7 protein-coding genes are annotated in these 11,719 nt (G+C 74.5%); 1 reads left to right on the forward strand and 6 read right to left on the reverse strand.

Going from position 1 to position 11,719, the window contains the following annotated elements; translation table 11 throughout:
* Nucleotides 1-57: 57 nt before the first annotated feature.
* The 6 genes from ACZLKG_RS14760 to ACZLKG_RS14785 form a co-directional block, all read right to left on the reverse strand.
* Nucleotides 58-2,232, reverse strand: a complete 2,175-nt coding sequence (locus tag ACZLKG_RS14760; RefSeq protein ID WP_463649129.1) for a DUF6541 family protein — start codon at nucleotides 2,230-2,232, stop codon at nucleotides 58-60.
* A complete protein-coding gene (locus tag ACZLKG_RS14765) occupies nucleotides 2,229-4,373 on the reverse strand; it encodes a DUF6541 family protein (protein WP_463649130.1) in 2,145 nt (714 codons plus the stop codon). The genes ACZLKG_RS14760 and ACZLKG_RS14765 overlap by 4 nt, the downstream gene beginning before the upstream one ends.
* Before the next feature lie 99 nt (nucleotides 4,374-4,472).
* Nucleotides 4,473-6,515, reverse strand: a complete 2,043-nt coding sequence (locus tag ACZLKG_RS14770; protein ID WP_463649131.1) for a DUF6541 family protein — start codon at nucleotides 6,513-6,515, stop codon at nucleotides 4,473-4,475.
* Nucleotides 6,516-7,811 (reverse strand): nucleotide sugar dehydrogenase, encoded by a 1,296-nt coding sequence (locus ACZLKG_RS14775; RefSeq protein ID WP_463649132.1) that lies wholly within the window; start codon nucleotides 7,809-7,811, stop codon nucleotides 6,516-6,518.
* Nucleotides 7,812-7,867: 56 nt separating this feature from the next.
* Nucleotides 7,868-9,004 carry a glycosyltransferase gene (locus ACZLKG_RS14780; protein ID WP_463649133.1) on the reverse strand — a complete coding sequence of 379 codons (1,137 nt, stop codon included), beginning with the start codon at nucleotides 9,002-9,004 and terminating at the stop codon, nucleotides 7,868-7,870.
* Nucleotides 9,005-9,018: 14 nt separating this feature from the next.
* Entirely contained in the window at nucleotides 9,019-10,128 is a 1,110-nt protein-coding gene (locus tag ACZLKG_RS14785; RefSeq protein WP_463649134.1) for a glycosyltransferase, read from the reverse strand.
* Between the two features lie 520 nt (nucleotides 10,129-10,648).
* Here ACZLKG_RS14785 and wecB point away from each other — a divergent pair.
* On the forward strand, nucleotides 10,649-11,713 hold the full coding sequence (gene wecB / locus ACZLKG_RS14790; protein WP_463649135.1) for a non-hydrolyzing UDP-N-acetylglucosamine 2-epimerase: 1,065 nt from the start codon (nucleotides 10,649-10,651) through the stop codon (nucleotides 11,711-11,713).
* Nucleotides 11,714-11,719 lie beyond the last annotated feature (6 nt).

Raw genomic sequence — 11,719 nt, forward strand, 5'->3', positions numbered from 1 at the left:
GTAAACGCGTGGCAGGCGTATGCGCGTGGCAGGCGTATGCGCGTGGCAGTGCCCTGGTCAGGCGCAGGCGGTGATCTCCCACAGCTCGCCCAGCCCACCGGTGTCGAGGAGCTCGAACCCCTCGCCGGGGCGGAAGTTGAACAGCGTGGCGTCTCCCAGCGGCGACATCTGGTGCCAGGGACCGGGGCCGGTGTCCCGCGTGTTCGTGTAGAGGTGGGTGACGCCGAGACGTTCGACGGCCGCGCACACCTCCGGGTCGGTGCCGATCTGGTCGATGCCCGCCTGCAGCAGCCGTCCGTCCGGGGAACGGGGGCCCGCCAGGTGCGGGTAGACGACGTCGACGCCGCCCAGCGAGTACAGGTAGGGCGTCCCCCGGAACCGGGCCCCGAGGACGACGGCGTCGTCCGGCAGCTCCTCCCCCGCGCGCCGGAAGAGCTCGAGCTCGGCGTCGCTCGCGAGCATCCGGAAGGTGAGGTGCTCGGGCACGAAGCTCTCGACCGCGTGGTAGGTGCGCACGGTGCTGCGCAGGCCGTCGGAGGCGAGAACCATCGCGAGGACGACCACGCCCGCCACGACCGCCTCGCGGAGCGCCGCACCCTGCCGGACGGGCGCACCCTGCCGCGCGGTCCCGCCCTCCCGCTGGCGAGCCCCGCGCACCAGAGCGACGCCGTCGCGCACGAGCACGGCGAGCGCCGCCGCGGCCAGCGGCGCGGCGCAGACGATCACGAGCGCGTCGAGCCGCATGGTCTCCGAGTACCAGACCCCGGTCGCCCAGCGCAGCGGGTGGTCCGCGGGCCCCCAGGAGATCGCGGTGAGCGCGACGCTCGTGACGAGCCCGACGGCGAGCCACCGCCCGCGGTGCAGCCACCACACGAGGACGGCGCCGCCGATCGCGAGGCCGGCGACGACCACCTGGACCACGGTGGCGACGCCGCCGAGGTCGTACCCGCCGAAGGACCGCAGGGGTCGGTCGACGAGCAGGGAGGTGAGGATCCACCGGTAGCCGTCGTCGCCCTCGCGCTCGAAGGCCTGCACCGACTCCACGACCTCGCCGGCGAGCAGCGGGACCGAGGCAAGCACGGCGATCCCCAGGGCGGACCACGCGGCGACGGCGAGCGGGAGGCGCGCGCCGGTGTGCCGCAGGCGCCGGAACGCCCCCGCAGCCGTGGCGACGAGCAGCGGGGGGATGAGCAGGAGGGTGGAGAACCAGACGGAGCCGTGGACCAGCGCGAGGCCGAACGCCGCCACCGCCGCCGGGAGGGCGGGCGCGGCGGTCGCGCGCACGTCGGGCAGGTTGCGCACCGCGAGCACCACGAGGGTGAGGAGCCCGGGCAGCAGGACGTGGGCGTACGTGTAGGGGAACTGGCCCATCTGCGTGATGAGCCCGACGGGCAGCGCGAGGAAGGAGTGCGCGAGCGCGGGCACGAGGGCGGCCGCGACGGGCAGGCGCGGCCAGGTCGCTCGCACGAGGCCGGTGATCGACAGGGTCCACAGCACGCCGACGACGAGGATCGAGGCGTTGACCGCCGCCGGGACCGATCCGAGGAACGGGACGACGGCGACGATGCCGTGCCAGCCCGCCGGGTAGAACGGCGCGTACCCGTAGTCGTACAGCGGGGCCAGGCCGCCGAAGGAGGAGGCGTCGCCGTGCTCGCGGACGGCCTGGATCGCGCTGAGGTGGAACACCCCGTCCCACACCTGGCTGGGCCGCTCGGGGACGCCGATGCCGCGGGCCATCGCCAGCACGTACAGGCCGGTGGCGACGGCCGCCACAACGAGGAGCAGCAACAGGTGGGGCCGCGCCAGGCGCAGCGGCTGGAGGACGACGCCGCGGGCCGGGAGCAGGACCGTCGCGCCGCCCGGCCCGCGCGGTCGCCCCCGCCGTGCCACGGGCGGGGTGCGCAACCCGCGGGCCTCGGGCGCCGGCCCCGCCCGCTCGGTCTCCTCCGCCTCGCCCGCGCCGCGCCACGGCGCGGTGCCGAGCAGGTGCCCCAGGCCCGCGCACGCACCGGCCGCGAGGAGCAGACCGACTGCGAGGGTGCCGAGGCTCCAGGGGACGCCGACGGCCCCGAGGACGACCGCCCACCCGGCCGACAGGGCGATCGTCAGGGTGGCGGCGGGGCCGAGCGCGACGAGCCCGCGCAGGCCGAGGAGGCGCAGCATCAGCCACCCGGGGGCCACCATGAGCACTGTCATCGCGATCAGCCCGGGCAGCATCTGCGCCCAGGTCATCCGTCGTCGGCCCCCGCGACCGATACGTCGTCGCAGTAGGTGAGTCGCCAGATCGACGTGCTCCCGGCGCTGTCGACGAGCTCGAAGCCCTCGGCGGGCTGCACGTAGGCCAGCCCCTCGGTCCGGTAGGAGTACTTCTGCTGGTCCTCCTGGGGGCCGCGCGGGTCCGTGTCGGTGTACACGTGGGTGACGCCGAGGTCGCGGACGATCTCGCAGATCTCGGGGTCGGTGTAGATGTCGTCGAAGCTCGACCCCAGGGTGGTGAGCTCCTCGCTGTCCCACTGGCCGAGCTGGCGGTAGAGCACGTTGACGCCACCGAGCGAGTAGAGGTAGCCGGCACCGGAGAAGGGGTCGCCGATGACGACGGCGTCGTCGGGCAGCACGTCGCCCGCGCGCGTGACGAGGTCGATCTCCTCCTGGCTGAGCATGGTGCCCCAGGCGATGCGGTCGGGGACGTAGGCGTTGACGATGTTCTGCGTCCTCAGGTCGGCGCGCAGGCCGCCGGTGGCGAGCACGACAACGCCGAGGACCGCCACCAGCGCGACGAGCACGGGACGGGACACCGAACCGCGCCCCCGATCGTTGAGGGTCCCGGCGGTGCGATCGTCCGCCCGTCCGGCTGCCTCGACCTCGGCGTCGACCTCGGCCAGGTCGACGTCGTGCAGGGTCGTCCCGCGGCCGGTCGCCGAGGCCCACAGCGCCGCGAGCGAGCGCGCCACGACGGAGGCGCCGAGCGCCGCGAGCGGCACGGCCATGAGTGCGACGAGCACGACGACGCGGCTCGGCTGCGTGTACCAGAACCCGCCGATCGCGCGCAGCGGGTTGTCCTCCGGGCCGGCGGTCAGCAGCGTGAGCACGATGGCGCACGCCCAGCCCACGGCGACCCAGCGGCCCGATCGCAGACCGAACGCGGCGACGACGCCGACCACGGTCAGGGCGGTGACGACGACCTGGCCGAGGGACTGCGCCCAGTCGTAGCTGTAGACCATCGGGTTGTCGATGAGCAGCTGGCCGACGACGGGCCAGTAGGAGTCCTGCCCGCCGCGCTCGAAGCCGAGCACCATGTCGAGGACCGGGAAGACGGTCAGGGCGACCACGACGGCGACCAGCCCGGCGGCGAGGACACCGAGCGTGATGTACACCGGTCTGCGGTGGCCGGCGAGCCACGCGTGCCTCGACGCCCGGTAGATGCCCACCGCCACGAGCGGCCCGGCGAGCAGGATCATCGTGAACGCCGCTGACCCGTGCGTGAGGCCGACCCCGAGGAAGCCGACGAGGGCGGGCACGGCGAGCGCCGTCGTCGGGCCGGCGTGCGGCAGCTGCCGCACCGCCAGGGCGACGAGCGCGAGCAGGCCGGGCATGCCGACGTGGGCCGCCGCATAGGGCCAGAGCGAGACGACCCCGAGCAGGACGACGGGCGTCGTGACGAAGGAGGCCGCCACCAGAGGGGCGGCGACCGCCGCCGCCGGTCGGTGCGGCCACACGACGCGGGCGAGCGCGGCGCTCGAGAGGAGCCAGATCGGGCCCATGACGAACGAGGAGGCGTTGGCCGCGGTGGAGGGGAGGTCGAACCCGGGGGCGACCGCGACGAACCCGTGCCAGACGGCCGGGTAGAAGGGGCTCGTCAGCTCGTCGTACATGGGGGCGAGCCCACCGAGGACCGAGGCGTTGCCGGTGTCGGCGATCGTGCGGATCGCTCCGAGGTGGAAGACGCCGTCCCAGGTCTGGACGGGCTGACCGGGGGCGACCATGCCGCGGGCCAGGCTCACGCAGTGGACGATCGTGCCGACGATCACCATGGCGGCAAGGACCGCGGTCGCGGTGCGGCCGAGCGGGACGGGCTGGACGATCGGCCGGGCTCGCGGGCCCCGGACCCACGGTGCGGTGCCGAGGCCGTGCCCGATGGCGGCGGCCAGACCGACGCAGAGGAACAGCCCGATCGCCTGGGTGCCCGTCGTGTACGGGACGGCGATGAGGTCGTAGACGATGCCGAGCCCGCCGGCCGCGGAGATCGTGAGGACGGCGCCGCCCCCGACGGCGAGCAGGCCCCGGACGCCGACGGCGAGGAGCATGAGGGTGCCGGGCAGGATCGACGTCACCAGCATGAGGGTCGTCGGCGCCGCGAACTGTGCCCAGGTCATCGCTCTCCTTCTCGGTCGGCCTCGCCATTGTGGGGCGCGGCGCGCGCGCGGACGTGCCGGGGTCCGGTCGCCTTGATCACACCGCCCGCCGTCCGGGGGTCACTCGCAGGCGGCGATCTCCATGAGCCGGGCGTCCTCGTGGGCGGCCACCGTGCGCAGCGTGCCGTCGGGCAGGCTGCGCTGGTCCGGGTAGCTCCAGCCCAGGAGCATGTGGCCCGGGGTGTCGAGGTAGACGTGGGTGATGCCGAGCTCGGCGACCTGCTCGCAGACGCCCGGGTCCTCCCCCAACCGCTCGAGGTCGTACAGGAGCTCGTCGGCCGGGTCCCCGGCCACCGGGTACAGCGGCCGGGGCACGACGTCCCAGCCGGCGAGCGCGGGGGCGAGGACGGCGCCGCTCGCGGGTGCGCCGAGCACGCGGGCGTCCTCGGGCAGCTCGCCGGCGAGCGACCGGAGCCACGCGGCCTCGCCCACGTCCATCGAGTACGGCCGGTCCGGGACCGCCTGGCGGGGCCCCTGCCGGACGGTCTCGGCGGACACCGGTGCGTGCAGGCCCCCGGTCCCGAGCACGACGGCGGCGGTGACCGCGGTCAGGGACAGGGCAGTGACGGCCGGGACGGTCACCTCGCTCTGCTGCCATGCCACGCCGTGCCGACCCACGCCGTGCCGTGCGACGCCGCGGCCGCCGAACCCCCTGGCGACGAGCCTCCGGACGATGGCGACGAGGCCGGCCCCGCCGGCGCCGGCGAGCACCGCCATCGGGGCGACGAGGAGCGCCTCGAGGCGGTCGTAGTCCTTGTACCAGAGCGCCGTGAGGTCACGTAGCGGACCGTCGGGCCCGGCGGCGAGGACCCGCAGCACGAGCAGGAGCACCGCCGTCGCGACGATCCACCGGCCCCGCACGTGCTGCACGAGGACGAGCAGGCCGAGGGCGGCCAGCGCCGTGAGCACCCAGGCCGGGTCCTGGACCCCGGTCAGCGGCGGCACCGGGACCGCGTACTGCAGGGTCTGGGTCACCTCGCCGCGCTGGTCGAGCGAGATCCGCTCGAAGTCGCCCATCGAGGACAGCAGCGGCACCGTGGTCACGGCGATCCACGCGAGCGCGGCGACGAGCAGCGGGAGCGCGAGAACGGCGAGGCCGGAGCCGACCCGGTGCGGGGCGGGTCCGCGACCGATCCCGCGGGCGAGCAGCGCCATGCCCCACGCGGTGGCGCCAACGACGACGACGGCCGGCGCCGAGCCGTGGGCGAGCGTGGCGCCGAGCCCGGCAACGCCGAACGCCACCCAGGCGCGCGCGTCCCGTGGGCGGGCGGCGCAGCGCAGGCCGAGGACGAGGGTCGGCAGCGTGAGGACGAACGACAGGGCCCACGGCCACTGGCCGTGGAAGTGCATGGAGTAGTAGGGGAAGGCGACGGACGCGGACGCGACGACGACGGCGAGGCCGGCGGCGTAGGGCACGCGCGGCGCGGCGGCCCTGGCGAGGGCGGCGACCCCCACGAGGAACGACCAGGCGACGACGAGCACGACGACGTGGGAGGCGACGACGGGGTCGGACGCGAGAGCCGGCAGCGCCACGAGGCCGTGCCACAGCGAGGGGTAGTAGACGCCGCTCTCGCCGGGGAAGAGCGCGTCCAGCCCGCCCAGCGGGAACGGGCTGCCGTCCCCGGAGGAGACGAGGGCGGTCGCGGAGTAGTGGAAGATCGCGTCGCGATGCTCGATCGGCTGCCCGAGACCGAGCCCGCCGAGCCCGGAGGAGACCACCGCCAGCAGGACGACGAGTGCGCCGACGAGCGCCAGGCCGGTGACGAGGCGGTCGCCGGGACCGAGGTCCGGGTCAGGGTCGGCCGCCCCGAGCGGCCCTCCCGTGATCGTGCGGCGTCGTCGGACGCGCGTGGAGACGGCGGCGATCGCGACGGCGAGCAGGATGAGCGCGGTCGTCGCCGTCCACGGCAGACCGAGCGGGGGCACGAGCAGCGTGAGCACGCCGACGAGCCCCGACGTCAGCGGCAGCGCCGCGGCGAGGAGCGTGAGTCGGCGCAGCCCCAGCCACGCGTGGCCGATCGCGAGGCCGGGGCCGAGCAGGGCGAGGAGCGCGAGCGCCGAGGTTCCGGCGATCCCTCCCAGCGTGGCTCCGCTGGGGTCCAACTACTGCCCGCCGCCCACCGTCACGCGAGGGGTCCCGGCCCAGAGCGCGGGGTCGGTGACGTTGCGGCCGTCGGCGAGGATCCGCACTCCCGGCAGGTCCGCCGGGGTCAGGTCCTTGTACTCGGCGTGGTCCGCCTGGACGACGGCGGCGTCGACGGTCTCGCCCAGGTGGAAGGGCGTCCAGCCGAAACCGGCCAGCTCCTCGTCGGTGTACATCGGGTCGTGGACGCCCACCTCGGCCCCGCGGGCGCGCAGCTCGGTGACGGTCTCGAAGACGCCGGAGAACGCGGTCTCCTTCACCCCGCCGCGGTAGCTCGCGCCGAGGACGGCGACGCGGCGGCCCGTGAGGTCGCCGAGCATGGACTCCAGGCGACCTACGACGTAGGCGGGCATCGAGGCGTTGAGCTGGCGGGCGGTGCGCACGATGGTGGCGTCGGCGTCGGTCGACAGGTACAGGCGGGGGTAGACGGGGATGCAGTGGCCGCCGACGGCGATGCCCGGGCGGTGGATGTGGCTGAACGGCTGGGAGTTGCACGCCTCGATGACCGTCATGACGTCGATGCCGACCGTGTCGGCGTAGCGGGCGAACTGGTTGGCGAGGCCGATGTTGACGTCGCGGTAGGTCGTCTCCGCCAGCTTGGCCATCTCCGCGGCCTCGGCGCCTCCCATGTCCCACACGCCGTTGGCGCGCGCCAGGTCGGGGCGCTCGTCGAAGGTGAGGACGGCCTCGTAGAACTCGATGGCGCGGCGCGTGCCCTCCTCGGTCAGGCCGCCGACGAGCTTGGGGTAGCGGCGCAGGTCCTCGAACACGCGGCCGGTGAGCACGCGCTCGGGGCTGAACACGAGGTGGAAGTCGGTGCCCTCGGTGAGGCCGGAGAGCTCCTCGATGAGCGGCTTCCACCGGTTACGGGTGGTGCCGACCGGGAGCGTGGTCTCGTAGGAGATGAGCGTGCCGGGCGTGAGGTGCTCGGCCAGCGAGCGCGTGGCGGCGTCCATCCAGTCGAAGTCGGGCTCCCACGTGGCGTCGTCGACGAACAGCGGGACGACGATCACGATCGCGTCGGCCCCGGGGATCGCCTCGGCGTAGTCGGTGGTGGCCTTCAGGCGGCCGGCCGGGACGAGCTTGGTGAGCTTGTCCTGGAGGTGCGCCTCGCCGGGGAAGGGCTCCCGTGCGGCGTTGACCGCGTCGACGGTGGAGGAGCTGATGTCGACGCCGATCACCTCGTACCCGGCGTCGGCGAACTGCACGGCGAGCGGCAGCCCGATCTTTCCCAGGGCGACGACGGCGATACGCATGAGGGTCCTCTCGAGTCGGTGCGGCGAGGCTCCCATGGTAGGCGCCCCGGGCGGTGTCAGCCCCGCCGGTCGAGTCCCGCGAGGTCGGCCGCGACCTCGCGCGCACGGGCGGCCCACGTGTGCTCGTGGCGGGCGTCGCGCACGTGCGCGGCCACGGCGTCGAGCTCGGCGGGGCCGTCGCGCAGACGAGCGAGGACCGACCCGAGGTCCTCGGCGTCGTAGTCGGCCGTCCAGCCCAGGCCGCCGCCCTGGACGGTGCGTCCCGCGAGCGTGCCCGTGGTGGCGAGCACCGGCTTGCCGTGGCCGATGTACTCGTAGAGCTTGACCGGGGCGGCGAAGTCCCGGTACTCCGACGGCTCGACGACGATCGAGCACAGGTCCGCCCGGCCGAACAGGGGCAGGAGCCCGTCGCCGCGCTCGTGGACGACCTCGACCCGGTCGCCGAGCACGTCGGCGTACTCCGCGCGGGCCGCGGCCCACGAGTCCTCGGGCGTGCACAGCAGGAGGTGGACGCCCTGGGTGTCCCGCACGGCCCGGAGCAGCTCGTGCATCCGGTAGTAGGAGGTGACGTTGCCGACGTAGAGGATCGTCAGCGGGCCGTCGGTGCGGGAGACGTCGGTGCGCGGGACGTCGCGGATCGCGCCGCCCGGCGGCAGCGGCGCCATCTGGTCGGGGCGCAGGTGCGGGACGTGCGCGGCGATCTCCCGCGACGGGACGTAGACCCGGTCGAGCAGCCGGCGGTAGGCCCGCAGCTCGGCGTGGTAGAGCGTGCGGGTCCCGGCCGCGACGACCGGGTGCACGCGCTCGGTGTACTCGGGGTAGCGCCAGTAGATGTCCCGGTAGAAGACGCTCGTCGGCACGCCGTGACGGCGCAGCAGCCGAGCGAGCCGCAGGTCGACGACGGGGTGGGTCGGCAGGTGGTGCGGCTCGGTCAGCACGGTCGGCATCGTCGAGGACTCGCCGTAGGCGAGGTCGACCCGCAGCCCGCCCCTGAGCCGCCGGGCGAGATCGCGCACGGCGGCCGCGCGCTCCTTGCCGTGCCCGGTCACCTCGATCACGTCGTACCCCAGCTCGCGGAACGCACCGAGCATGCGCACCGGACGGATGCCGGAGCCCGACGTCGAGCCCTCGCCGAGCGGGTAGGGCGCGTGGAAGACCATCGTCCGGCCGGCGCCGGGCAGCTCGGAGCTCATCGGCCCGCCCGTGCTCATCGGCCGGCGCGGACGTCCGCCGCGAGCGCGTGGGCGCCCGCGTAGCCCGTCGCCACGGTGGGCACGGAGAACCTCTCCCCGATCGTCGCGGCGACCTCGGCCGCCGTGAGGTCGGCCGTGCGGTCGTGGACGTCCTGGACCGCGTCCGCGTACGCGCCCGCCTCCTGGCGGTCCACCAGCTCCCCGACGCGCGGGTCGATGTACTCCCCCTGGCCGCCGGTCGAGCCGACCACGACGGGGCGGCCCGCGACGAGGGCCTCGGCGCAGGAGACGAAGAAGTTGTCCCCTCGGGTCGGGCCGAGGAAGAGGTCGGCGGCGGCGAGCTGCTCGAGCACGCCGTCGCGGTCGAGGGTGCCGGTGAGGTGGATCCGCTCGGCCACGCCGACCTCGTCGGCGCGGTCACGGACCGCGCCGGTCAGCGGACCGTCGCCGACGAGCGTGAGGTGCGCGGGATGCCCGCGACGGCCGAGCTCGGCGACGACGTCGACGGCGAGCAGCGGGTCCTTGCGCTCGACGAGCCCGCCGACGCTGACCAGCCGCAGCTCGCCGTCCGGTGCGGGCCGCTCGGGCACGTCTGCGAGCGGCGGCACGATGCAGGGCACGACGACGGTGGGTGCCTCGCCCCGCACGGCGCGGATCGGGCGGGCGAGGAAGTCGCAGACGGCGGTGACGACGTCGGGCCTGCCCAGCAGGCTGCGGACGAGCGGGAGCACGGCGCGGGTGCCGAGCCCGAGGTTCTCCGGGCTGGTGAGACCGGAGTAGTGCTCGGTGTGGACCCAGGGCGCGCGCGGGCGGCCGACCGAGAACGGCAGGAGCGCGGAGATCGCCGTGGTGTGGACGACGTCGGCGCCGTCGAGGATCGCGGGCAGCGCGGCCGCGACCTGGGCGATCTGGTCGGGGCGCGAGGGGGTCATCGGCAGCCGCAGCACCTTGAGGCCCTCGTGGCGGACGTGCCGGGTGCCGTCGTCCTGGTGCGCGGGCACGAGGTGGACGACGTCGACCGTGTCGCCGCGCGAGGCCATCGCGTGCGCGTCGCGCACGACGAACGACCCCGAGCTCGGGGCGAGGGAGGTGGGGAACCAGGTGGTGACCACGACGACGCGCATAGGTCGAAACTACCTGGCCGGCGGCCCCGCCCGGTCCCGTATCGCCTCTCCGGCGACCTGCGCCCCTGGCTGCCCTCGGAGCTCCGCCGCACGCTTGCCGCATGACATCGAAGCTGGCCGGCCACATCGAGGCGGGCACGTCCCTCGATGCCGAGGAGCGCCTGGAGGCTGCTCACCAGCTCCTGCTCAGCGTGGATCAGGAGGCGGGTGCGGACCAGGCCACCATCGACGCCGAGTGGGACAAGGTCATCGACCCGTCGATCACATGGGGCTTCTACCGAAACCACAGACGCGCACCGCAGATCTACTCCCGTAGCGTCGCGGGCTTCCCCTACGACATCAGCTGTGCTGTTGACCGACGACGAGGTCGTCGTCGTGGCCTACGCCCACGAGAGGCGTCGCCCCGGCTACTGGGAGCACCGCGTGGACGACTGAGAGCGACGATGCTCCCGCACGCACCGGGCCGATGCGCCGACCAAGGGCACCTCACCCCGACTCCGCCCGGCTACGCTCGGTGACCGTGAAGATCCTCTCCGTCGTCGGTGCCCGCCCCCAGTTCGTCAAGCTCGCCCCGATCGCGCACGAGTGCGCGCGCCGCGGGGTCGAGCACGTCATCGCGCACACGGGCCAGCACTACGACCCGCTGCTGTCCGACGTCTTCTTCTCCGAGCTGGAGATCCCGGCACCGGACGTCCACCTCGGGGTCGGGTCCGGCAGCCACGGTCAGCAGACCGGAGCGATGCTCGCCGCGATGGACGAGGTCCTCACCGAGCACCGCCCCGACTGGGTCCTCGTCTACGGCGACACGAACTCCACGCTCGCCGGCGCCGTCTCGGCCGCGAAGCTGCACGTCCCGATCGCCCACCTCGAGGCGGGGCTGCGCTCGTTCAACCGGCGCATGCCCGAGGAGATCAACCGCGTGCTCACCGACCACGCGGCCGACCTGCTGCTCGCACCGACCAAGGTCGCCGCCGGCCACCTCGCCGACGAGGGCCTGGCCGACCGCACCGTGGTGGTCGGCGACGTGATGACCGACGTGCTGCTCGCGACACGCGCCGCCGTCGGCGACGCCCGGCCCGGTGCCCTCGAGGACGAGGGCCTCGACGACGGCGCCTTCTACCTCGCGACGATCCACCGCGCGGAGTCCACCGACGACCCGGAGCGGCTGCGCGCGATCGTGGCGTCGTTGGCCGGGCTCGACGCGCCGGTCCTGCTGCTCGCGCACCCGCGCCTGGTGGCGAAGGCCGAGGCGGCCGGCATCGACCTGTCAGTCGGCTCGCTGCGGACGCGCACCCCGCTCGGGTACCGGGACCTCGTGGCGGTCGCCGACCGGGCGCGCGGCGTGGTCACCGACTCCGGCGGGCTGCAGAAGGAGGCGTTCCTCCTGCGCACCCCGTGCACGACGGTGCGCACCGAGACCGAGTGGGTCGAGACCGTCGAGCTCGGCTGGAACGTGCTCGTCGAGCCGGGCGACGCCCTGCTCGCCGCCGCCACACGCCCACGCCCGGCGGACACGGACGCCACCCCGTACGGCAACGGGGACGCCGCCGCCCGCGTGCTCGACGCGCTGACCACGCCCCGCTGACAGGAG

It is taken from the genome of Georgenia sp. Z2081 (assembly GCF_055326445.1).

Coding starts and splice junctions, on each gene's coding strand:
- ACZLKG_RS14765 (WP_463649130.1), bottom strand. CDS start 4,373: ATGACCTGGGCACAGTTCGCGGCGCCGACGACCCTCATGCTGGTGACG.
- ACZLKG_RS14780 (WP_463649133.1), bottom strand. CDS start 9,004: ATGAGCTCCGAGCTGCCCGGCGCCGGCCGGACGATGGTCTTCCACGCG.
- ACZLKG_RS14785 (WP_463649134.1), bottom strand. CDS start 10,128: ATGCGCGTCGTCGTGGTCACCACCTGGTTCCCCACCTCCCTCGCCCCG.
- ACZLKG_RS14760 (WP_463649129.1), bottom strand. CDS start 2,232: ATGACCTGGGCGCAGATGCTGCCCGGGCTGATCGCGATGACAGTGCTC.
- ACZLKG_RS14775 (WP_463649132.1), bottom strand. CDS start 7,811: ATGCGTATCGCCGTCGTCGCCCTGGGAAAGATCGGGCTGCCGCTCGCC.